Consider the following 21215-nt stretch of genomic DNA (forward strand, 5'->3'; position numbering starts at 1 on the left):
GGATTTTCCCTTCGCTTGACAGACGCGGCGTGTTGAGAGTACACAACCCGACCGCTGCGAAATTGCGCGCCCGCAATTTTTCGGGCGCGGCGAAGATAAATCCTTTGAGGAGAAAGCACTATGGCTGCTTCGATGGCGAGCGATCGCATCAGAATCAAATTGAAGTCATACGATTACCGTATTCTGGACAAGGCCGTGAACGAGATCGTCGACACGGCCCGGAATACCGGTGCGGCTATTGCCGGCCCCGTGCCCCTGCCCACCGACATTCATCGTAATACCGTCCAGAAATCCGTTCACGTGGACAAGAAGTCCCGCGAGCAGTTCGAGATGCGCATCCACAAGCGTCTTTTGGACATTCTGGAACCCACTCAGCAGACCGTTGACGCCCTGGGCAAGCTCTCGCTGCCCGCCGGTGTGGACGTCGAAATCAAGCTCTAGGAGTACCAATATGCCTAAGAAGCTTGGAATACTCGGAAAGAAGCTGGGCATGACCCGCATTTTCAAGGATGACGGCAGCGTCTGCTGCGTCACCGTGATTCAGGCGGGCCCCTGCCCGGTCATGCAGATCAAGACGCAGGACAAGGAAGGCTACAACGCCCTGCAACTCGGCTATGACGCCATCGCCGAACGCAAGGTCAACAAGCCCATGAAAGGCCACATGGCCAAGGCCGGAAAGGACCTCTACCGCCACCTCAGGGAATTTCCCATTGACGGTGTGGACGGCTACGAGCTTGGCCAGGAGATCACCGTCGATATTTTCTCGGCAGGTGAAAAGGTCAAAGTGACGGGCACCAGCAAGGGCAAGGGCTTTCAGGGTGTCATGAAGCGCCACAACTTCTCCGGTTCCCGTGCGTCCCACGGTGCCGAGAAGGTGCATCGCGTTCCCGGTTCCATCGGCAACGCCACCTACCCCGGCCGGGTCTGGAAGAACAAGAAGATGCCCGGCCAGATGGGGAACGCGCGCGTGACCTTGAGCAACGTGGAGATCATCGATGTGAGGCCCGAGGACAATGTCCTGGTGGTGAAGGGCCAAGTGCCCGGACCCAACAACGGCTTCGTGATGATCCGCAAGAACGGCTAGCCGGGGCTGGAGGTATACGTCATGGCAAAATTGCAAGTTGTAGATCAGAATAATCAGAAAGTGGGCGACATAGAGCTGGCCCCCGAGGTCTTCGAGGTTGAAATCCAACCCGAGATCCTCAACCTCGTTGTGCGCGCCCAGCGCGCCGCGAAACGCAGCGGAACCCACGCCACCAAAACGCGCGGCATGAAGCGCGGCGGCGGACGCAAGCCCTGGCGCCAGAAAGGCACCGGCCGCGCCCGCGCAGGCTCCACCCGCTCGCCCTTGTGGCGCGGCGGCGCGGTGACCTTTGGCCCGCAGCCCCGCGACTATACGTTCAAGGTCAACAAGAAGGTCCGCAAGCTGGCCTTGCAGATGGCCCTGTCTTCCCGGGTGGCTGAGCAGAAGATGACCGTGCTCAAGGCCATCGACCTGGCCGAGGTCAAGACCAAGGCCTTTGCGGCCATTGTTCGGAATCTCGGACTCGGCAAGACCCTGATCGTGGCCAAGGACGCTGACAGCACCCTGGCCCTCTCGGCCCGGAACCTGCCGAACGTCAAGGTCATTGAGGCCGACAAGCTGAATGTTTACGACGTGCTGCTGTATCCCGAGCTGGTCATGCTCGAGGCCGCCGCCGAAGACGTTCAAGAGAGGTTGAAATAGTCATGGATTATTCCAAGATATTGCTCAAGCCCGTTGTCTCCGAGAAGGCCAACGAAGCCAAGGAGCAGTCCAATCACGTCTCTTTTTACGTCCACCCCGATACCAACAAGATCGAGGTGAAGAAGGCCGTCGAGGCAGCCTTTGACGTCAAAGTCGAGTCCGTGAACATCGTCAGAAAACAAGCCATGCCGCGCAAGAAGTTTGGCCGCGTCACCGGTCGTATCTCCGGTTACAAGAAGGCCTACGTCAAGCTCGCGGAAGGCGACAAGATCGAAATCTTCGAGGGAGTGTAACACATGGCAACCCGCAAGCTGAAGCCTACTTCTCCGGGCCGCCGGTTCCAGACGATCTCCGACTTTGCCGAGATCACCCGGACCACTCCCGAGAAGTCGCTGACCAAGGGCCTGGTCAAAAAGGCCGGTCGCAACAACAATGGTCGCATCACTGCCCGCCGCCGTGGCGGAGGGCACAAGACGCTGTATCGCATCATTGATTTCAAGCGCAACAAGCTTGGCATTCCCGCCAAGGTGGCCGAGATCGAGTACGATCCGAACCGCAGCGCCCGCATCGCGCTCCTGCATTACGCCGATGGCGAGAAGCGCTACATCCTGGCCCCGGTGGGCCTCAACCAGGGCGACAGCATCCTCTCCGGCGAGGGTGCGGACATCAAGCCCGGCAACGCCATGAAGCTCAGCCAGGTGCCCACCGGCACCATCGTGCACAACATTGAGCTGCACCCGGGCCGTGGCGGCCAGTTCTGCCGCGCCGCAGGCACCTATGCCCAGCTCATCGCCAAGGAAGGCAAGTACGCCCTGCTGCGTATGCCCTCTGGCGAAGTGCGCAAGGTGCTGGCCGCATGCTGCGCCACTGTCGGCCAGGTGGGCAACGTCCACCACGAGTCGATCAAGATCGGCAAGGCTGGCCGCAACCGCTGGCTTGGCCGTCGTCCCAAGGTGCGTGGCGTAGCCATGAACCCGGTGGACCATCCGCTCGGCGGCGGCGAGGGCCGCAGCTCCGGCGGCCGTCATCCGGTCTCGCCGTGGGGTGTCCCGGCCAAGGGTTACAAGACCCGCAACAAGAAGAAGGCTTCTGCGAAGCTCATCGTCAAGCGCCGCGGCCAGAAGTAGGAGTATAAGTAATGCCAAGATCTCTTAAGAAGGGCCCGTTTCTCGACGGCCACCTGATAAAGAAAGTCCAAGTGGCTGCGGAGAACCAGGATCGCCGCGTGATCAAGACCTGGTCGCGCCGCTCCACGATCATCCCCGAGATGGTCGGCATGACCTTCGCCGTCCACAATGGCCGCAAGTTCATCCCCGTGTTCGTGACCGAAAACATGGTCGGTCACAAGCTCGGCGAGTTCTCGCCCACCCGCACCTACTTCGGCCACGCGGCCGACAAGAAGAAGTAGGGGGAGACCATTATGGAAGCCAAAGCAGTCGCCAAATACATTCGCGTGTCTCCGCGCAAGACCCGCATCGTTGCCGAGAACATCAAGGGCAAGGCCGTTGAGGACGCCCTCAACATTCTTCGGTTTACCCCGAAGAAGGCCGCCAAGATTCTCAGCAAGGTGCTCTATTCCGCCATTTCCAACGCGGAGCAGATGCCTGGAGTGGACGTGGACGCCCTGATTGTGGATACGGTCATGGTCAACGAAGGCCCCACCTGGAAACGCATCCAGCCCCGTGCCATGGGCCGCGCCTATCGCGTCAGGAAGCGCACGAGCCATATCACCATCGTAGTGAAGGAAATGTAGTTATGGGACAGAAAGTACATCCTTACGGGTTTCGTCTGGGGTATAACAAGAACTGGCTGTCCCGCTGGTACAGCAAGAAAGATTATCCTGCCTTTGTTTTGCAGGACGATCAGATTCGCAAGTTCGTCAAGAAGAAGCTCTTTCAGGCTGGCATTGCCCGCCTTGAGATCGAGCGCGCTGGCGGAAAGATTCGCCTGATCATCCACACCGCGCGTCCGGGAATCGTCATCGGCCGCAAAGGTGTAGAGATAGAGAAGCTGCGCGAGGAATTGCGCGGCAAGTTTCAAAACGAATTCACCATTGAGGTCAACGAGATCCGTCGACCGGAGGTTGAAGCTCAGCTCGTAGCTGAGAGCATTGCCCAGCAACTCGAACGCAGAATTGCCTTCCGCCGTGCCATGAAGCGTACGGTGGGCCTTGCCAGGAAATTCGGCGCCGAGGGTATCAAAGTCGCGTGTGCCGGTCGCCTTGCTGGCGCCGAAATCGCGCGCGGCGAGTGGTACCGTGATGGGCGTGTGCCTTTGCACACCCTCCGTGCCGACATCGACTACGGTTTTGCCGAGGCCCACACGACCTACGGCGTCATCGGTGTCAAGGTCTGGATCTTCAAGGGTGAGATTCTGGACAAAGAGGTGGAACAGTAATGCTTGCTCCAAAAAGAGTGAAATTCAGAAAGCGGCAGAAAGGCCGCAACAGAGGCAAGGCCCAACGGGGTAACAGCGTGTCCTTCGGCGATATCGGGCTGAAGGCATTGGAGCACGGAAAGATCACCAGCCAGCAGATTGAATCCGCTCGTGTCGCCATCATGCGGCACATCAAGCGCGGTGGTAAGGTCTGGATACGCATCTTCCCGGATGTCCCCGTCACCTCCAAGCCCGCGGAAGTCCGCATGGGCAAGGGAAAGGGCGCGCCCGACGGTTGGGTCGCCCCGGTGAGACCGGGCCGGATCATGTACGAAGTGAAGGGCGTCGATATCGCGCTGGCCAAGGAAGCGCTCAAGCGTGCCTCCTACAAGCTGCCGATCAAGACGACCATCGTTGTCAAGGAGGGTCTGTAAGATGACTTCCAAGGAACTTCGTGAACTGAACGACGCCAAGCTGGTCGAGAAGCTGGTCGAGTCCCGCAAGGAACTCTTCGGCCTGCGTTTCAAGCATGCGACTGCGCAGCTTGATAACACCCGGCAGCTGAGCGGCGTCAAAAAGACCATCGCCCGTATCCTGACTATCCAGCAGGAACGACAGGGAGCGTAACCAATGGCTGAGTTCAAACACACAGGCAACAGGCGAGTGCTCACCGGCCAGGTCGTCTCCGACAAGGGGGACAAGACCATTGTCGTCCGGGTCGAGACCCTGGTCAAGCATCCGCTGCTGAAGAAGTACATCCGCCGCCGCAAGAAGTTCATGGCCCATGATCCGGCCAACGACTGCGGTGTTGGCGACAAGGTGCAGATTGTCGAATCGAGGCCCATGAGCCGCCGCAAGCGGTGGCACTTGGTGCAAATCCTCGAAAAGGCCGTCTAGGGTTAGGAGGAAATACCATGATACAGGTTGAATCCAACCTCGACGTCGCTGACAATTCCGGGGCCAAAAGGGTCGCGTGCATCAAGGTGCTCGGCGGGTCCAAGCGCCGCTATGCCAGCGTCGGCGATATTATCGTAGTGTCCGTCAAGGAGGCCATGCCCCATTCCAAGGTGAAGAAGGGCGCGGTCATGAAGGCGGTGGTCGTTCGGACCAAGAAAGAAGTGGGTCGTCCCGACGGCTCCTACATCAAGTTCGACAACAATTCCGCTGTGCTGCTCAACAACAACGGCGAGCCCGTGGGAACCCGAATTTTCGGTCCCGTGGCCCGCGAGCTGCGTGCAGCCGGCTTTATGAAGATCGTTTCCCTCGCCCCCGAGGTCCTGTAAGAGGATATGCAGATGAAGACCAAGATACGCAAAGACGACAAGGTCATGGTCATCGCCGGGAAGGACAAGGGAAAGATCGGCAAGGTGCTCAAGATTCTGCCCAAGAAGGACACCGTCCTCGTTGAGAAGGTCAACATGGTCCAGCGTCACACCAAAGCCAATCCCTATGCCCAGCAGCCCGGCGGGATTATTGAAAAGGAAGCCCCGATCCATGTATCCAATGTGGCTGTGGTGTGCGATGCGTGCACCAAGCCCACGCGGATCGGGTACAAGAAGACCGAAGACGGCAAGAAGCTTCGTTTCTGCAAGAAGTGCAACGAAGTCTTCAAGTAAGGTGTACCAATGACTCGTCTGGAAAAAGTATATGCGGAAAAGGTAGTCCCTGAGCTCCAGAAGGAGTTCGGCTACAGTTCCTCCATGGAGATCCCCAAACTGACCAAGATCTCCCTGAACATCGGCCTGGGTGCAGCAAGCCAGAACAGCAAGCTCATCGAACCCGCCGTTGAGGAGCTGACCGCCATCGCGGGACAGCGGGCCGTGGTGACCAAGGCCAAGAAGTCCATCGCCCAGTTCAAGCTGCGCGAGGGCATGCCCATCGGCACGCGCGTCACGCTGCGCGGCAGCGCCATGTGGGACTTCTACGACAGACTCGTGAGCTTTGCCCTGCCCCGGGTGCGCGACTTTCGCGGCATTCCCGATCGCGGGTTCGATGGTCGCGGGAACTTCACCATGGGTATCAAGGAGCACACCATTTTCCCCGAGCTCGATATCGACAAGGTGGAATTGGTCAAGGGCATGAACGTGACCGTGTGCACGAGCGCCAAGACAGACAAGGAAGGCAAGATGCTTCTTGATCTCCTTGGCATGCCCTTTAAAAAGTAGGAGGACGGAAAGTGGCCAAGACAAGCATTCGCGTTAAGGCACGCCGCAAACCCAAGTTCAAGGTTCGCGCATACAATCGGTGCCCGATTTGTGGCCGTCCTCGGGCATTTCTGAGGCGTTACGGCGTCTGCCGTATCTGCTTCCGTAAAAAGGCTCTCGCCGGGGAGCTGCCCGGTGTTCGCAAGTCGAGCTGGTAATCAAGGAGAAATGAAATGGCTGTTGTTGATCCTGTAGCCGACATGTTGACCCGCATCCGGAACGCCTACGGCGCGCATCATAACGATCTCGTCGTGCCGTGTTCCAAAATGAAGACTTCCATCGCGGGTATCCTGAAGGAAGAAGGTTATATCGCCGACTACGCTGTCGAGGACAGGGACATCAGTATTACCCTCAAATACGCAGACGGAAAACCGCTTGTCACTGGCCTGAAGAGGGTCAGCAAGCCCGGCCGCCGCGTATATGTAGGTGCTTCTGACATCCCCCGCGTGCAAAACGGTATCGGCATTTGTATCGTGTCCACCTCCATGGGGGTGCTCGAAGGCGCCAAGGCCAAAGAGGCCAATGTCGGCGGCGAACTGCTGTGCGAAATCTGGTAGTGAGGTTCCACAATGTCTCGTATTGGAAAAAATCCCATCGAAATACCTTCGGGTGTTGAGGTGTCTGTTGGAGCCTCCGAGATCCAGGTCAAGGGCCCCAAGGGTACCCTGACGACCGCGGTCCATCCGACCGTGGCTTACGCTGTCGAGGATGGCAAGGTTTCCGTCACCCGTGCTGACGACACGCGCGAGGCGCGCGCCCAGCACGGTCTGCGCCGCTCGCTCCTGGCCAACTGCGTCGAGGGTGTCTCCAAGGGCTTCGAGAAGGGCCTGGAGGTCATCGGCGTCGGCTACAAGGTGTCCGTGCAAGGGCCCAAGGTGGTCCTGAACGTCGGGTTCTCCCATCCGGTCGAGTTCGATCTGCCGTCTGGCATCGAGGCCCGGGTCGAGGGCAGCAAGCTGATCCTCCAGGGGATCGACAAGCAGCTTCTCGGAGAGGTCGCGGCCCGCATCCGCCGCGTTCGTCCGCCGGAACCCTACAAGGGCAAGGGCATCAAGTACATCGACGAAGTTATCCGCCGCAAGGCTGGTAAATCCGGCGCGAAGTAAGGGTAATAAGCCATGAGTAAGAGTAAGAACGATCAGAGGCTTCTGCGCAAGCCCCGCATCAGGAAGAAGATCTCCGGCACCCAGGCCCGGCCTCGGCTGGTGGTCTTCCGTTCCAACCAGCATCTCTATGCGCAGCTGGTTGACGACGTGACCGGAACCACCCTGGCCTCGTCCAGCACTCAGGTGCTGAACAGGGCGGGCGAAACACTGAAGGCCAACAAGGACTCCGCCGCCAAGGTGGGCAAGGACATTGCCGCCAAGGCGCTCGAAAAACATATCGAGTCCGTGGTCTTCGACCGCAATGGCTATATCTACCACGGCAAGGTCAAAGCTCTTGCCGACGGTGCCCGCGAGGGCGGGCTGAAATTCTAGGCAGCTAGGAAAGTACAATGGAACAAAATGAAAGTGGACTGATCGAAAAAATCGTCTACCTCAATCGCGTCGCCAAGGTTGTCAAGGGTGGCCGCCGTTTCAGCTTTAGCTGCCTGGTGGTCGTCGGTGACGGTGAGGGTGGGGTCGGTTACGGACTGGGCAAGGCCAACGAAGTGCCCGAGGCCATCCGCAAGGCATCCGAGCGGGCCAGAAAGAACATGATCACCGTTCCCCTGCTGGACGGCACCCTGCCTTACGAGGTGCTGGGCCGCTACGGCGCGGGCCGGGTCATGCTCAAGCCTGCCAGCCGCGGTACCGGCATCATCGCCGGTGGCCCGGTGCGTGCCATCATGGAGGCGGTCGGTGTTCACGATATCCTGACCAAGGCCATCGGCACCAACAACCCGCACAACGTGCTGCGGGCCACCATCGCCGGTCTTGAATCCCTGCGCAGCGCCGAGAGCGTGTCCGCCCAGCGCGGCGTCTCGGTGTCCACGCCGAGAAAGTAAAGGAGATCGACGTGTTGAAAGTTAAGCTGATCAAAAGCAGGATCGCGGTCAAGCCCGGCCTGGTCAAGACCCTTGACTCCCTGGGCCTGCGCAGAATCCGGCAGGAAAAGACCCACGAGGACAATCCGGTCATCAGGGGCATGATCTATAAAGTGCGACACCTGGTGGAGGTAACCGAATCATGAGACTTCATGAACTGTACCCGTTTCCTGAAGAGACGAAGAACCGCAAGCGCATAGGCCGCGGCTCGGGCTCCGGTTCCGGCAAGACGGCCGGAAAGGGCCACAAGGGCCAGAACGCCCGCGCCGGTGGCGGTGTGCGTCCGGGCTTTGAGGGCGGCCAGATGCCCCTGGCCCGCCGTCTGCCCAAGCGCGGCTTCAAGAACCTCTTCCGTGAGGAATACGAAGTCGTCAACATCGGCCGCCTGCTGGCCATGTTCGACGGCAAGGACGAGATCACCCTGGCCGACATGTACGAGCGCGGCGTTATCAAGAACGGTGCGGCCGTCAAGGTGCTGGCCACCGGAGAAATCGACAAGGCCGTGACCATCGAGGCGCATCGCTTCAGCGCATCGGCCGCGGAAAAGATTGCCAAGGCCGGCGGCAACGCCAAGGCCGTCGAGGCATAACTCATAGAGTATCGGAAGGGTTATTGTGGCGATGTCAGGAGTTGAGAATCTTGCCCGAGTGCCGGAGCTGAAAAAAAAGCTGCTCTGGACCTTCGCTTTGCTTGCTGTCTACCGGATTGGCATCCATATCCCGATTCCCGGCGTCGACAGTGCCGCGTTGGCTGAATTTTTTGCCAACGCGCAAAATACCCTGTTCGGCATCTTCGACATGTTCTCGGGCGGCGGACTTTCCAATATGTCCATCTTCGCCCTGGGAATCATGCCGTACATCTCCGCCTCGATCATCCTCCAGCTTCTGACAGTCGTTTCGCCCGAGCTGAAACGACTGCAGAAGGAGGAGGGCGAGGCCGGGCGCAAGAAGATCACCCAGTACACCAGGTATGGCACCGTGCTCATCACCGTGGTCCAGGGCTTTGCCATTGCGGCCGGACTCGAGAGCGCGGCCAGCCCCACCGGGGCCCCCATGGTCCTGATTCCGGGCCTGGGCTTCAAGCTGATGACGGTGCTCACCCTGACTGCGGGCACCATCTTCCTGATGTGGCTTGGCGAGCAGATCACCGAGAAGGGCATAGGCAACGGCATCTCCATGATCATCTACGCGGGTATCGTGGCCGGGCTCCCGAGCGCGACCATCAATACCGTGCGCCTGATGACCATGGGCGAGATCACCCTGTTCGTGCTCCTGTTCATCGGTGTCTTCATGGTGGCCACCCTGGCCTTCATCGTCTTCATGGAGCGCGGCCAGCGCCGGATTCCCATCCACTACGCCAAACGGCAGATGGGTCGAAAGATGTTCGGGGGGCAGACCACGCACCTGCCGCTGAAGATCAACACCGCGGGCGTCATCCCGCCGATCTTTGCCTCGTCCATCCTGATGTTCCCGGCCACCCTGGCCCAGTTCTCCAGCGTGCAGTGGCTTCAGGACATCTCGTCATTCCTGAGCCCTGATTCCATAATCTACAACCTGATGTTTATCGGCATCATCATCTTCTTCTGCTATTTCTACACGGCGATCATGTTCGATCCCAAGGGAATAGCGGAGAACATCCAGAAGCAGGGCGGCTTCATCCCGGGCATCCGCCCGGGCGCGCGCACCCGTGAATACATTGACAAGGTGCTCGCCCGCATCACCCTGTGGGGCGCGTTCTACGTGTCTGCGGTCTGCGTGCTGCCGATGGTGCTGATTTCCAACTTTGGCGTGCCTTTCTACTTCGGCGGCACCTCGCTGCTGATCGTGGTTGGCGTGGCCATGGACTTCATGGGCCGGATCGAGTCCTACCTGATTTCGCGTCAGTACGAGGGCTTGCTCGGCAAGGCAGGCAAGGGAAGATAGTCTTGAAGAAATTCAGGGGGATCTTCCTCAAAAACGACAAAGAGATTGGCCTCATGCGCGAGGCCAATCGCATTGTTTCCCTGATTCTCGACGAACTGGGCGAGAACGTCAAACCAGGCGTCCCGACCATGCTCTTCGAGGAAATATGCCGGGCCAGATGCGAGGAGCACGGGGTTCGCCCGGCGTTTCTCGGCTACCAGGGATTTCCCTTTGCCCTGTGTTGTTCTGTGAATGAGGAGATCGTGCACGGCTTTCCGTCCCGGGAGCGCATTCTGGTCGAGGGCGACATCGTCAGCTTCGACATGGGCGTCGTGCACGAGGGGTTCTACGGAGATTCCGCCCGCACCTTCGCGGTGGGGCAGATTTCGGACGAGGCCCAAAGGCTCATGGATATCACCCGTGAGTCGCTGAACATAGGTATCGAGCAGGCTGTTCCCGGCAACAACCTTTATGACATTTCCGCGGCAATACAGTCATATGTTGAAGGGTTCGGCTTTGGTATAGTCCGTCGATTCGTCGGACACGGGATCGGAAGCCATCTCCACGAGAAGCCCGAGATCCCCAACTTCGTCCCCAAGGGCATGGCTGGCATTCCTCTCAAAGCCGGCATGGTGCTCGCCATTGAGCCGATGGTCACGGTTGGGACCTACGAAGTTGAAGTCCTTGAGGATAAGTGGACTGCGGTGACCAAGGACAGGAAGCTGTCCGCTCATTTCGAGCACACCGTGGCCATCACCTCCGACGGGCCCATGATCCTGAGTCTGTCAGACTAGCCTTTCGGGGCGCAGATTCGGGCTTGCTCTTTATATCGAAACGCTGTATAAATCGCAGCTTCGTTTTCAATGGCCAGCCCCCGGTGGGGCTTAGGCGTTATGATTTATTAAGACAGTCTGGAGTCGGTCATGAAAGTCAGACCTTCTGTTAAGAAAATGTGTTCCAAGTGCAAAATCATCAGACGCAACGGTGTCTTGCGTGTCCTTTGCGACAACCCCAGGCACAAACAGCGTCAAGGATAGAGGGATATAACTATGGCACGTATAGCTGGTGTTGATCTGCCGAGAAACAAGCGCATGGACATTGCGCTGACCTACATTTTCGGCATCGGTCGGGCCATGGCCCTGCAGATTCTCGAAACCGTTAACGTTGACTGGCGCAAGAGCTCCGATGATATCTCCGCCGAGGAAGTCAACGTCATCCGTACCGAGATCGAAAACAACCACAAGGTCGAGGGCGACCTGCGCCGCGAGATCACGACCAACATCAAGCGCCTGATGGACATCGGCTGCTATCGCGGCCTGCGCCATCGTCGCGGTCTTCCCGTTCGCGGGCAGAAATCCAAGACCAACGCTCGCACCCGCAAGGGTCCGCGCCGCTCTGTCATGGGCCGCAAGAAGAAATAGCGTCGGTACTGAGAATCTAGCGCGGGTGGCTCTTCGGGAGCCGCTGTCGCGTTTTTAAAGACTTTTATTCAACGGAGATCAAGGCAATGGCTAAACCCCGTCGAACTGGGAAGAAGAAAGAGAAAAAGATCATTCCCGTTGGCATCGCACACGTCAAGGCCACGTTCAACAACACGATCGTGACCTTCACCGATGTCAAGGGCAATGTGATCAGCTGGGCTTCGGCCGGTGCCCATTTCAAGGGTTCCCGCAAGTCCACTCCTTTTGCGGCTCAGATGGCCGCCGAGGCTGCGGCCAAGCGGGCCCAGGATTCCGGCATGCGTACCGTGGGCATCTACGTCAAGGGCCCCGGCTCCGGACGCGAGGCCGCCATGCGCGCCATCAACAACGCTGGCTTCAAGGTGACCTTCATTCGGGATATCACGCCGATTCCCCACAATGGTTGCCGTCCGCCCAAACGCCGCAGGGTCTAATGAAGGAGATGAATCGTGGCTAGATATACCGAAGCAAAATGCAAGCTGTGCCGCCGCGAGGGAACCAAGCTGTTCCTCAAGGGCGATCGCTGCTACACCGACAAATGCGCCTACGAGAAGCGTCCCTACCCCCCGGGACACGCCGGTCGCATGCGCCACAAGATGAGCGACTACGCCGTCCAGCTTCGCGAGAAGCAGAAGGTGCGGCGCATGTACGGCATCCTTGAGGGTCAGTTCCGCGCCTACTACGAGCGCGCCGACGGCATGAAGGGCGTCACGGGCCACAACCTGCTGATGCTGCTTGAGCGCCGTCTCGATAACGTCATCTATCGTCTTGGATTCGCCAATTCCCGCGACCAGGCGCGCCAGCTGGTGCGTCACGGCATCTTTATCCTCAACGGCCGCCGGGTGAACATCCCGTCCATGCAGGTCAAGGCCGAGGATGTCATCCAGGTTCGCGAGGAGGCACGGAAGATTCCCGTGATCAATGAGGCCCAGGAAGTCATCGCCCGCCGCGGCTGCCCCGCTTGGCTGGAGTCCGACGGCGCCAACTTCAAGGGCACGGTTAAGGCCATGCCGAGCCGGGACGACATCCAGTTCCCGATCAACGAGCAGCTCATTGTCGAATTGTACTCCAAGTAAATAGGGGACTTCATGCTTATTGAGAACGGCGACAAACTCATCAACACCCGCAACTGGAGTGAACTGGTAAAACCCGAGAAGCTGGTGCGCGACTCCAAGTCCACCAACCGCTACGGGAAGTTCATCTGCGAGCCCCTTGAGCGCGGCTATGCCACCACCATTGGCAATGCCATGCGCCGGGTTCTTCTTTCCTCTATGCAGGGGTGTGCCATTGTTGCCGCCTCCGTAGAGGGAGTGCAGCACGAGTTCACGACGCTGCCCGGTGTTCTCGAAGACATGACGGAGGTCGTGCTCAACCTCAAGCAGGTTCGCATAGCCATGACCACCGATGAGCCCCAGAGGCTCGTTCTCGAGGCCGATACCAAGGGCCGGGTGACCGCTGGCATGATCCAGGAAAATCAGAATGTCAGAATTCTGAACACCGATCAGCTCGTCGCCACCCTGACTGAGGACCGCCCCCTGCGGATGGAGCTTGAAGTGCGCATGGGCAAGGGCTACATGCCCGCCGACATGCACGAGGGGTTGACCGAGGAGATTGGTTCCATCATCCTTGATGCCAGCTTCTCGCCGGTCAAGAAGGTCGCCTACTCCGTGGAGCAGGCCCGCGTCGGCCAGATGACGAACTACGACAAGCTCATCCTTGAGGTCTGGACCGATGGGTCCGTCACCCCCGAGGACGCCTGCGCTTACAGCGCCAAAATCCTCAAGGACCAGTTGTCCGTGTTCATCAACTTTGATGAACTCTCCTCCGAGACCAGGGAGGAGGAGGACAGCTCCATCGATCTGAACCCGAACCTCTTCAAGAGCATTGATGAACTCGAACTCTCGGTTCGGGCCACCAACTGCCTGAAGGCCGCCAACATCCAGCTTGTGGGCGAACTGGTTCAGCGCAGCGAGCAGGCCATGCTCAAGACCAAGAACTTCGGCCGCAAGTCCCTGGACGAGATTCGTCGCGTTCTGGACTCCATGAGCCTCAAGTTTGGCATGGGCGTCGAGGATTTTGACAAGAAATACCAGGAATGGTTGAAGAGGAAAGAGAAAAATGAGGCATAGAAAGTCCGGTCGCAAGCTGAATCGGTCCAATTCTCACCGCACCGCCATGTTCAAGAACATGGCCCGTGCGCTCCTGACCTACGAGCAGATCCGCACCACTGATGTCAAGGCCAAGGAACTTCGCCGCGTTGTCGACAAGCTCATCACTCTGGCTCTTCGCAACGACCTGCATGCCCGCCGCCAGGCCTACAAGGTCCTGGGCAACCACCAGCTGGTGCAGCGACTCTTTGACGAGATCGGCCCGCGCTTTGCCGGTGGTCAGGGCGGCTATACCCGTATCATCAAGCTCTCCCAGCCCCGCACCGGCGACTGCGCCCCCATGGTCATCATCGAGCTGACCAAGAAGGCGTCCGATGCTCCGGCACCGGAGAAGGTCGAGGAAAAGGCTGCGGATACCGCTGCGAAAGAGGCTCCGGCCAAAAAGGCTCCGGCCAAAAAGGCGGCCCCCAAGGCCGAGGCTCCGGCCGAGGAGACAGCGCCTGCCCCAGAGGAAGCTCCCGTCGAAGAAGCCCCCGCCGAGGAGGCTCCCGTCGAGGAGGCTCCCGTCGAGGAAGCGCCTGCCGAGGAGCCCGATCCGAAAAAAGAAGCCTAAACGGCGTGTTATGAGGGGCAGGTCATTGACCTGCCCCTTTTTCTTTGCGCACCGACCACCAGACGGTCACAGGGAGGGAGCATGGATATCCGCAAGCTTGAGGCGTTCTGCCATGTCTACGAGACGCAGAGCTTTTCCCGGGCTGGCGAGGTGATGTTCCTTTCGCAGCCGACCATCAGCTCCCACGTTGCCAATCTGGAGGCCGAACTCGGGGTCCGTCTTTTCGATCGCCTGGGCCGCCGGGTCCTGCCGACCCAGGCGGGCGACATTCTCTACCGGAGCGCCCGCGCCATATTCAGTCAGGTCGCTCAGGCGCGGTCAAGCATCGAGACCCTGCGCGACCAGGTGGTGGGCGAGCTGGTCATCGGGTGCAGCACCATCCCGGCCCATCACATCCTTCCCGGCTTTCTGGCCGGGTTCGGCCAGCGTTACCCCCTGGTCTCCTTCCGCGTCCAGACAGGCGACTCGTCCGAGGTCGCGACCCGGGTTGTTGATGGACAATGGCCCCTTGGTCTGATGGGCCACCGGCCCGAGAATGACGAACTGGCCGTGCATCCCCTGTTCGAAGATGAGACCGTGGTGGTGGCGTCGAGCGCCGCCCCGTGGCTGCCCACCGTGAGCGGCCCCCTGTCCGTGCGCGATCTGACCGGGCTGCCGTGGGTCATGCGCGAGCGCGGTTCAGCCACCCGGCGCGCGCTGGAAGACACTCTGGCCGGCCTCGGCCTGAGTTTGCAGGACATCAATGTCCGCTGCTGGGTGGACGGCACCTGCGAGGCCGTGGCCCATGTGCTCAGCGGCGTTGGGTTGAGCGTCACCTCCCACCTGGCCACCCGGCAGATGGTGGAGAGCGGGGCGCTGGTTCGCCTTGATGTACCCGAGTTGATGGGGCGACGCCGCTTTTACCTTGTCTTTCACAGGGATCGCCAGATGTTCCCGGCGTACAAGGCGTTCGTGGATCACTGCCTGGGCCTGTGAAGGCTGGGCAAAGACGCGAAAAGGCCCGGGCGGTTTCCGTCCGGGCCTTTTCGCGTGGTCGGGGTCAGGGGAGAAAGCGCAGGGGCGGCACGGCGTCGATGAGGCCGTGCTCGGCCAGTCGGCGATAGAAGAGAGTCATGCCCTGGATTTCCGCCTCGCCCAGATCGTAGACCAGCCCGGCAAAGTACGAGCGCAATTCCTGCTGGCTCAGGCAGCTGTGCTCCGCAGCCAGGGCGCACATGGAGGTGATGTTGGCCTCGCCCCATAGCCGCGCCTCGATCAGCGCCTCGCAGGCCCGACGCATGGCTGCTTTGCTCCGAGCCAGACTGTCGCGCCGGGCGATCCACACGCCGAAGATGAAGGGCAGGCCGGTCAGGGCGCGCCACGCCTCGCCAAGATCGGTGCGCACCGGGTAGTCCGGGTGAAAACGCAGGTTGAGGGCCTCGTCGCCAATGCACAGGATGGCCTGGGGCCTGTCGCCTCCTGAGAGGATGGCTGTGGCGTCGCCGGTGACGAAACGCGTGTGGACCTTCCACTCGGCCAGCAAGACGCGGAGCAGGGCGGCCGAGGTGTGGGTCTGGGCGCTGACCAGGATGGTTGCCCCGTCCAGGGATTCCACCGGCTCGCGGCTGAGGAGCAGCACGCTCTGCACCGGACCCCGGCTGCCGATGGCGATGTCGGGCAGGAGCAGGTATTTATCGGGATGGCGGGCGTATTCGATGCTCGACGCGGCCGAGACATCGAGCTGGCCCGCGTCCATGAGCCGGTTCAGGGCCGAGGGCGGGCCGGAGACGATGGAGAAGTCGTTGTCGATGATCCCGGTTTCCAGCGGATGGTAGATGGGCAGGACGTTGAGGTAGCCGATCTTGCCAATGCGCATGCTCATGATCCGGCCTCCACCATGCCGTAGGCCATGGTCCGCTGCCTGGGCGTGAATCCGGCGTCCTTCACGAGGCGGTGGATTTCCTGGCGCGAGAGGCTGAAGGAGACACCTGCGGCCCGGACCACGTTCTCCTCGATCATGGTGGACCCGAAGTCGTTGCCGCCGAAGAAGAGGGCCAGCTGGGCGATCTTCGGCCCCATGGTCACCCAGGAGACCTGGATGTTGTCCACGTTGTCGAGGAGAATGCGCGACAGGGCCAGGGTGCGCAGGTATTCCACGCTGGTCAGCTTGCGGCAATGGCTCAAGGCGGTGTGGTCGGGCTGGAAGGTCCAGGGGATGAAGGCGGTGAATCCGCCAGTGCGGTCCTGCGCCTCGCGTACGGCCAGCATGTGCTCCACGCGCTGCTCCACGCTCTCCAGGTGGCCGAACATCATGGTGGCCGTGGTGCGCAGCCCCTGGGCGTGGGCCTCCTCCATGACCGCCAGCCACTGCCCGGCCGGGCACTTGTTGGGCGCGACCCGGGAGCGGACCTCGTCCACCAGGATCTCGGCCCCGCCGCCCGGGATGGAATCCAGCCCGGCCTTGCGAAGCCGCCCGATGACCTCGGCCGCCGGGATGCGCTCAAGCTCGCTTAGGAAGACGATCTCCGGCGGTGAAAAGGCATGGATGTGGATGGCGTGTTTGGCCTTGATGTGGGACAGCATCTCCTCGTACCAGGAAAGGGGCAGATGCGGATGATGGCCGCCCTGCATGAGAATCTGCGTGCCGCCCAGGGCGATGGTCTCCTCGATCTTGCGGCTGATTTCGTCAAAGGAGAGCACATAGCCGCCTTCCTGGCCCGGCTCGCGATAAAACGCGCAGAACGTGCAGCAACAGACGCAGATATTGGAATAATTGATGTTGCGGTCCACCACATAGGTGACCACCGGCTCGGGATGCCTGGCCAGCCGCACCCGATGGGCCAGCCACCCCAGGTCGGCCAGCTCCGCCTGATCGTGCAGGATCATGGCCTCGTCAGCCCCGATCCGCTCCCCATCCAGAACCTTCCCGAAAATTCTCTCTATCACTTTCATTCCTTCCCTTTTTTCTTCCCCACTCCCCCCTCCACCAAAAAGTTTAGGAAAGGGGATGGGATGGGGGTCCAGGGGGAAGGGGGGAAACCCTTTGAAAAGGGTTTCCCCCCTTCCCTTCCCCCGGCCGCCGGAGGCACCTCTATATCTCGTTGAAATGCGCGTCGCGTTCGGTGGGGGTGCAGCCGCAGCCTTGGATCATGGCTTCGAGTTCGGCGCGAGTCAGTCCCTGTTCGCTGGTGGCTCCAGCCTCGTGTCCGATTTTTTCCTCGACCACGGTGCCGTCGAAGTCGTCGGCGCCGAACTTGAGGGCGGCCTGGGCCTGCTTGACGCCGAGCATGACCCAGTAGGCCTTGATGTGCGGGATGTTGTCGAGCATCAGGCGGCTGACGGCGATGGTGCGCAGCTCTTCGAGGCCGGTCAGGGGGTTGTTTATGGCCAATTGGCTGTTTTCGGTCAGAAATGGCAGGGGGATGAAGCAGGTGTAGCCTTGGCTTCGATCCTGGCTCTCGCGCAGCCGGATGAGGTGGTCGATGCGGTCGGCGCGGGATTCGACGTGGCCGAAGAGCATGGTGCAGTTGGTCTTGATGCCTAGGGCGTGGGCCTCCTCGTGGACGGCCAGCCACTCTTCGGCCGTGGACTTGCGCGGACAGATGCGCTGGCGCACGGCCGGGGCGAAGATTTCGGCCCCGCCGCCCGGGAGCATGCCCAGCCCGGCGGCCTTGAGGCGCTCAAGCACTTGGCGGGTGGTCGTGTTTTCGAGTCTGGCGAAGTGGGCGATCTCCACGGCGGTGAAACATTTGAGCACGGCCTCGGGCAGGCGCTGGTGCACGGTGTGCAGCAGGGTCTCGAAGTAGTCGAGGCCGAGGGTGGGGTGGCAGCCGCCCACGATGTGGATTTCGCGCGGAGGCAGGGGCGCGGCGTCGATACGGGCCAGCACCTCGTCCGGGGAGAGGACAAAGCCGCCGGGCTGGCCGTCCTCGCGCTGGTAGGCGCAGAAGGTGCAGCCGTTGACGCAGATGTTGGTGTAGTTGATGTGGCGGTTGATCACGTAGAACGCCTTGTCTCCGTGCAGCCGGGTGCGCACGCGCTGGGCCAAGGCACCCACGGCCAGGGGCTCGGGGCAGTCGAAGAGGCGCATGCCGTCGTCATGGGAGAGCCGCTCGCCGTTCTCGACCTTGGCCCGGATGTCGGCTAGGCCCATGTTCTCGAAGAAGTCGCTTCTCAGGATTTGCATTGGATTTCCTTGGATTGCTGATGGAGGGGGCCACCCAGGCCGTGGCGCAGAAAATCGGCCACACCTCTGGCTCTGGCCCGGATGGTCGCCCGGTCCGGGATGGTCGCGACCCCCGGGTTCAGGGCTGCCACGGCGCAGGATTGGAGGAAACGGTCCATGACCGCGTCCAGGTGGAGCACGGCCATGTCCGGGTCGATGTCCGGTCGCAATTGGCCCGATTCCGCAGCGTTGGCCACCAGGGTGCGCAGGAATTTGTCGGAGGCGCGGCGTATCTCGCTCAGGAAGGTGTCGCGCATGGGGAACCCCTCCTGGTAGACCATCTTGAGGTAGATGCTGTAGACCAGCGGATGGGTGGCCACGAAGTCGGCCCCGGCCAGCAGGGTCCGCTCGATGCGCTCGAAGAGGTCGCCGCTCGCATCGTCCCTGATGGCCTTGAGGGGCTTCTTGAACTCGGCCACGGTCTGGCCGAAAAGATACTCGAAGATACCCTGCTTGGAACCAAAATACTTGAAGAGCGACCCCTTGGCGATGCCCAGCCGCTGCACCATGCGGTTGACGCTCGCCTGATGGTAGCCGTGCTCGGCGAATTCGCGCGTGGCCTCGGCCAGCACGCGCTCGCGCTTGTCGCCGGGCAGGTTCTCGAAGGTCTGGTTGCGGGATTCCATGGGTTCCTTCTTGCCCTTGCGGGCGGGGTCCGGTAGTGGTGACCAGGTGGTCACTTTGTGTATCCGTGCCGGATGAGCCTGTCAACCCGATGCAACCGTGCAGCGATCAAAGAGGATAAGGAATGCCTGAAGCGCTCAAGATGGGTTTTTCGCCGTGTCCCAACGATACCTTCATCTTTCACGCCCTGGCTACCGGGGCGGTCCCGTGGCCCGGGGCGATTGCGGTGACCCTGGCCGATGTGGAGGAACTCAACGCCATGGCCACTGCCGGGCGTCTGGACGTTGTCAAGGTCTCGGCCGCGGCCGTGGCCGGGATTCTGGACGAGTATGTTCTGCTGCGCGCCGGTGGGGCCATGGGTCACGGTGTCGGCCCGGTGCTGGTGGGGCGCGAGGCTTCGGGCGGGCTGGCCGCCCTGAACGGCGCGAGGGTGGCCATTCCCGGGCGCATGACCACTGCGGCCCTGCTCTTTGGGCTGTGCTGCCGCGAGGCCGGGATTTCCGTCGAGGTCGTGCCCATGGTCTTTGACGAGGTCATGGAGGCAGTGGTGGCCGGACGGGTGGCCGCAGGGGTGGTCATCCACGAGGGGCGGTTCACCTACGCGGCAAAGGGGCTGGCGCGTATCCTGGACCTGGGGGCGTGGTGGGAGGCGCATTCCGGGCTGCCCATCCCGCTGGGGGCCATCGCCATGCGCCGCTCCATGGGCCAGGAGGCGGCGCAGGCCATGAACGAGGCGATCCGCCGCAGCCTGCTGGCCGCGCGGGCCAATCCGCAGGGGGCGTGGGATTACGTCAAGGCCCATGCCCAGGAGATGGACGACACGGTCATCCTCCGGCACATCGAGACATTCGTGACCGACTACAGCCTTGATGTGGGCGAGGCCGGGGAGCGGGCCATGACCCGGCTGCTGGCCGAGGCGCAGCCTGATGCGGGGCGGGACTGCCCCGTGTTCATCACGCGGCGGAGGGAACCGGCCGCGTGCGGTCCTGGCTGAGGAACACCCCGCCCAGGACCACGGCCGACGCCAGGTACTGGAAGGGGGTCAGCATCTCCCCCAGGAAGAACCAGCCGAAGACCAGGGTGATGACCGGGATCAGGTTGATGAAGGCGGACGCCTGGCTGGCCGGAATCTTGGACATGCCGAAGTTGTAGGAGCCGTAGGCCAGGATGGTGACGAACACGCCGAGGAAGAGGATGGCCCCGACGCCCACGGGGTCGAAGGCGACGGGCAGGGTGGTGGTCGGCAGGAAGAGCAGCGGAAAGTAGAAGATGGAGCCGAAGAAAGCCTGGATCATGGTCAGGAACCAGGGGTTGTAGCGCGGGGTGAGGCCCTTGAGGGTGACCATGTAGCCGGTGGCGCAGACCATGGCCATGAATTCGAGGAAGTTGCCCAGGGCCGGATTGGGGGCGCTGACGCTGGGTTTTGCGGCTGCGGACAGGGCCACCGCGCCCGCAATGGCCAGGACAAAGCCCGAGAGGGTGCGCCGGGAGATGCGTTCGCCCAGGTGGAAGCGCGCGGCCACGGCCACCATCAGCGGCAGCAGGGCGCAGATCATGCCCGCCTGGGAGGCGTCGGTGTAGGTCAGGGCCATGGCCTCGAAGATGAAGTAGAGCCCTGGTTCGCAAAAGCCCATGAACAGGAGCAGCTTCCAGTCTCCGGGCTGATACTTGACCGTACGGGAGAGATGCCTGAAGACAAGGAGAAAGCACAGCGAGGCCACGGCCATGCGCCCGAAAATGACCACCATGGGGTCGAACCGGGTGAAGGCCACCTTGAGCACCACAAACGAGCTGGCCCACAGGGTCACACCCGTCAGCAGCGCCACGACAGCCAGTCCCTTGCCTTGCGTCAGCGTCATTGATCCTTCCTTTTCGTCAGTCGGTAGGGAGGTCTATCATTCGGGGGCTGGCTTGGGAACTGGATAAGACACCATTTTTTGGCATGATAGCCATCGGAAAAGACAAAGGCCCCG

The 21215-nt window shown here is 61.1% G+C and carries 36 protein-coding genes; 31 read left to right on the plus strand and 5 right to left on the minus strand.

Going from position 1 to position 21215, the window contains the following annotated elements; translation table 11 throughout:
- Positions 1-120 precede the first annotated feature (120 nt).
- From rpsJ to QQS14_RS03885, 30 genes are all read left to right on the plus strand, one after another.
- On the plus strand, positions 121-441 hold the full coding sequence (gene rpsJ, locus QQS14_RS03740; protein WP_345782783.1) for a 30S ribosomal protein S10: 321 nt from the start codon (positions 121-123) through the stop codon (positions 439-441).
- Positions 442-451: 10 nt separating this feature from the next.
- Positions 452-1084, plus strand: a complete 633-nt coding sequence (gene rplC / locus QQS14_RS03745) for a 50S ribosomal protein L3 (RefSeq protein ID WP_285905561.1) — start codon at positions 452-454, stop codon at positions 1082-1084.
- Between the two features lie 21 nt (positions 1085-1105).
- Positions 1106-1726: a 50S ribosomal protein L4 gene (gene rplD / locus QQS14_RS03750; protein WP_285905562.1), complete on the plus strand. Its 621-nt coding sequence runs from the start codon at positions 1106-1108 to the stop codon at positions 1724-1726.
- A 2-nt stretch (positions 1727-1728) separates the two neighbouring features.
- On the plus strand, positions 1729-2019 hold the full coding sequence (gene rplW / locus QQS14_RS03755) for a 50S ribosomal protein L23 (RefSeq protein ID WP_285905563.1): 291 nt from the start codon (positions 1729-1731) through the stop codon (positions 2017-2019).
- Between the two features lie 3 nt (positions 2020-2022).
- Complete coding sequence (gene rplB / locus QQS14_RS03760) at positions 2023-2853, plus strand: 50S ribosomal protein L2 (RefSeq protein WP_285905564.1); 831 nt, start codon at positions 2023-2025, stop codon at positions 2851-2853.
- A gap of 11 nt (positions 2854-2864) precedes the next feature.
- Positions 2865-3134 carry a 30S ribosomal protein S19 gene (gene rpsS, locus QQS14_RS03765; protein ID WP_285905565.1) on the plus strand — a complete coding sequence of 90 codons (270 nt, stop codon included), beginning with the start codon at positions 2865-2867 and terminating at the stop codon, positions 3132-3134.
- A 12-nt stretch (positions 3135-3146) separates the two neighbouring features.
- Positions 3147-3479: a 50S ribosomal protein L22 gene (gene rplV / locus QQS14_RS03770; RefSeq protein WP_285905566.1), complete on the plus strand. Its 333-nt coding sequence runs from the start codon at positions 3147-3149 to the stop codon at positions 3477-3479.
- A gap of 2 nt (positions 3480-3481) precedes the next feature.
- A complete protein-coding gene (gene rpsC / locus QQS14_RS03775; protein WP_285905567.1) occupies positions 3482-4123 on the plus strand; it encodes a 30S ribosomal protein S3 in 642 nt (213 codons plus the stop codon).
- Positions 4123-4536 carry a 50S ribosomal protein L16 gene (rplP, locus tag QQS14_RS03780; protein WP_285905568.1) on the plus strand — a complete coding sequence of 138 codons (414 nt, stop codon included), beginning with the start codon at positions 4123-4125 and terminating at the stop codon, positions 4534-4536. The genes rpsC and rplP overlap by 1 nt, the downstream gene beginning before the upstream one ends.
- A 1-nt stretch (position 4537) precedes the next feature.
- Positions 4538-4729 carry a 50S ribosomal protein L29 gene (gene rpmC / locus QQS14_RS03785; protein WP_285905569.1) on the plus strand — a complete coding sequence of 64 codons (192 nt, stop codon included), beginning with the start codon at positions 4538-4540 and terminating at the stop codon, positions 4727-4729.
- 3 nt (positions 4730-4732) lie between these two features.
- Positions 4733-4999 (plus strand): 30S ribosomal protein S17, encoded by a 267-nt coding sequence (gene rpsQ, locus QQS14_RS03790; RefSeq protein WP_285905570.1) that lies wholly within the window; start codon positions 4733-4735, stop codon positions 4997-4999.
- 17 nt (positions 5000-5016) lie between these two features.
- Positions 5017-5385 (plus strand): 50S ribosomal protein L14, encoded by a 369-nt coding sequence (gene rplN, locus QQS14_RS03795; protein ID WP_155931571.1) that lies wholly within the window; start codon positions 5017-5019, stop codon positions 5383-5385.
- 12 nt (positions 5386-5397) lie between these two features.
- Complete coding sequence (gene rplX, locus QQS14_RS03800; protein WP_285905571.1) at positions 5398-5718, plus strand: 50S ribosomal protein L24; 321 nt, start codon at positions 5398-5400, stop codon at positions 5716-5718.
- A 9-nt stretch (positions 5719-5727) separates the two neighbouring features.
- A complete protein-coding gene (gene rplE, locus QQS14_RS03805; protein ID WP_285905572.1) occupies positions 5728-6267 on the plus strand; it encodes a 50S ribosomal protein L5 in 540 nt (179 codons plus the stop codon).
- A gap of 11 nt (positions 6268-6278) precedes the next feature.
- A complete protein-coding gene (locus tag QQS14_RS03810; RefSeq protein WP_285905573.1) occupies positions 6279-6464 on the plus strand; it encodes a type Z 30S ribosomal protein S14 in 186 nt (61 codons plus the stop codon).
- A 15-nt stretch (positions 6465-6479) separates the two neighbouring features.
- Entirely contained in the window at positions 6480-6863 is a 384-nt protein-coding gene (gene rpsH / locus QQS14_RS03815) for a 30S ribosomal protein S8 (protein WP_285905574.1), read from the plus strand.
- Between the two features lie 12 nt (positions 6864-6875).
- Entirely contained in the window at positions 6876-7412 is a 537-nt protein-coding gene (gene rplF / locus QQS14_RS03820; protein ID WP_285905576.1) for a 50S ribosomal protein L6, read from the plus strand.
- 12 nt (positions 7413-7424) lie between these two features.
- Positions 7425-7784: a 50S ribosomal protein L18 gene (gene rplR / locus QQS14_RS03825; protein ID WP_285905577.1), complete on the plus strand. Its 360-nt coding sequence runs from the start codon at positions 7425-7427 to the stop codon at positions 7782-7784.
- Between the two features lie 17 nt (positions 7785-7801).
- On the plus strand, positions 7802-8293 hold the full coding sequence (rpsE, locus tag QQS14_RS03830) for a 30S ribosomal protein S5 (protein ID WP_285905578.1): 492 nt from the start codon (positions 7802-7804) through the stop codon (positions 8291-8293).
- Positions 8294-8304: 11 nt separating this feature from the next.
- Positions 8305-8478 (plus strand): 50S ribosomal protein L30, encoded by a 174-nt coding sequence (rpmD, locus tag QQS14_RS03835; RefSeq protein ID WP_285905579.1) that lies wholly within the window; start codon positions 8305-8307, stop codon positions 8476-8478.
- Positions 8475-8921, plus strand: coding sequence for a 50S ribosomal protein L15 (gene rplO, locus QQS14_RS03840; protein ID WP_285905580.1), 447 nt, complete (start codon positions 8475-8477; stop codon positions 8919-8921). Before rpmD ends, rplO begins: the two co-directional genes overlap by 4 nt.
- A 25-nt stretch (positions 8922-8946) precedes the next feature.
- Positions 8947-10254, plus strand: a complete 1308-nt coding sequence (gene secY, locus QQS14_RS03845) for a preprotein translocase subunit SecY (protein WP_285905581.1) — start codon at positions 8947-8949, stop codon at positions 10252-10254.
- A gap of 2 nt (positions 10255-10256) precedes the next feature.
- Positions 10257-11027: a type I methionyl aminopeptidase gene (map, locus tag QQS14_RS03850; protein ID WP_285905582.1), complete on the plus strand. Its 771-nt coding sequence runs from the start codon at positions 10257-10259 to the stop codon at positions 11025-11027.
- Positions 11028-11156: 129 nt separating this feature from the next.
- Entirely contained in the window at positions 11157-11270 is a 114-nt protein-coding gene (rpmJ, locus tag QQS14_RS03855; protein ID WP_285905583.1) for a 50S ribosomal protein L36, read from the plus strand.
- A 12-nt stretch (positions 11271-11282) separates the two neighbouring features.
- On the plus strand, positions 11283-11654 hold the full coding sequence (gene rpsM / locus QQS14_RS03860; protein WP_285905584.1) for a 30S ribosomal protein S13: 372 nt from the start codon (positions 11283-11285) through the stop codon (positions 11652-11654).
- A gap of 86 nt (positions 11655-11740) precedes the next feature.
- Positions 11741-12127, plus strand: coding sequence for a 30S ribosomal protein S11 (gene rpsK / locus QQS14_RS03865; RefSeq protein ID WP_285905585.1), 387 nt, complete (start codon positions 11741-11743; stop codon positions 12125-12127).
- A gap of 15 nt (positions 12128-12142) precedes the next feature.
- Positions 12143-12769 carry a 30S ribosomal protein S4 gene (gene rpsD / locus QQS14_RS03870; RefSeq protein WP_285905586.1) on the plus strand — a complete coding sequence of 209 codons (627 nt, stop codon included), beginning with the start codon at positions 12143-12145 and terminating at the stop codon, positions 12767-12769.
- Positions 12770-12781: 12 nt separating this feature from the next.
- Positions 12782-13822, plus strand: coding sequence for a DNA-directed RNA polymerase subunit alpha (locus QQS14_RS03875; RefSeq protein WP_285905587.1), 1041 nt, complete (start codon positions 12782-12784; stop codon positions 13820-13822).
- Positions 13812-14414 (plus strand): 50S ribosomal protein L17, encoded by a 603-nt coding sequence (gene rplQ, locus QQS14_RS03880; RefSeq protein ID WP_285905588.1) that lies wholly within the window; start codon positions 13812-13814, stop codon positions 14412-14414. The genes QQS14_RS03875 and rplQ overlap by 11 nt, the downstream gene beginning before the upstream one ends.
- 81 nt (positions 14415-14495) lie before the next feature.
- The gene (locus tag QQS14_RS03885) at positions 14496-15389 is read left to right on the plus strand and encodes a selenium metabolism-associated LysR family transcriptional regulator (protein WP_285905589.1); all 894 of its coding nucleotides are present in this window, start codon (positions 14496-14498) and stop codon (positions 15387-15389) included.
- 64 nt (positions 15390-15453) lie between these two features.
- On the opposite strand, the gene QQS14_RS03890 is transcribed toward QQS14_RS03885, so the two are convergent.
- From QQS14_RS03890 to QQS14_RS03905, 4 genes are all read right to left on the minus strand, one after another.
- Entirely contained in the window at positions 15454-16275 is an 822-nt protein-coding gene (locus QQS14_RS03890; RefSeq protein ID WP_285905590.1) for a menaquinone biosynthetic enzyme MqnA/MqnD family protein, read from the minus strand.
- Positions 16272-17345: a cyclic dehypoxanthinyl futalosine synthase gene (gene mqnC, locus QQS14_RS03895; RefSeq protein ID WP_285905591.1), complete on the minus strand. Its 1074-nt coding sequence runs from the start codon at positions 17343-17345 to the stop codon at positions 16272-16274. Before mqnC ends, QQS14_RS03890 begins: the two co-directional genes overlap by 4 nt.
- A gap of 139 nt (positions 17346-17484) precedes the next feature.
- Entirely contained in the window at positions 17485-18579 is a 1095-nt protein-coding gene (gene mqnE, locus QQS14_RS03900; protein WP_285905592.1) for an aminofutalosine synthase MqnE, read from the minus strand.
- Complete coding sequence (locus QQS14_RS03905) at positions 18567-19298, minus strand: TetR/AcrR family transcriptional regulator (RefSeq protein WP_285905593.1); 732 nt, start codon at positions 19296-19298, stop codon at positions 18567-18569. The genes mqnE and QQS14_RS03905 overlap by 13 nt, the downstream gene beginning before the upstream one ends.
- A 68-nt stretch (positions 19299-19366) precedes the next feature.
- Between QQS14_RS03905 and QQS14_RS03910 the strand changes: the two genes are divergently transcribed.
- Positions 19367-20236 (plus strand): 1,4-dihydroxy-6-naphtoate synthase, encoded by an 870-nt coding sequence (locus QQS14_RS03910; RefSeq protein ID WP_285905594.1) that lies wholly within the window; start codon positions 19367-19369, stop codon positions 20234-20236.
- Here the strand turns inward: QQS14_RS03910 and QQS14_RS03915 are convergent.
- A complete protein-coding gene (locus QQS14_RS03915; protein WP_285905595.1) occupies positions 20196-21101 on the minus strand; it encodes a DMT family transporter in 906 nt (301 codons plus the stop codon). The two genes, QQS14_RS03910 and QQS14_RS03915, sit on opposite strands and share 41 nt — an antisense overlap.
- Positions 21102-21215: the final 114 nt, after the last annotated feature.

This window comes from Pseudodesulfovibrio pelocollis, from assembly GCF_030282845.1.
GTDB classification, from domain to species: domain Bacteria; phylum Desulfobacterota; class Desulfovibrionia; order Desulfovibrionales; family Desulfovibrionaceae; genus Pseudodesulfovibrio; species Pseudodesulfovibrio pelocollis.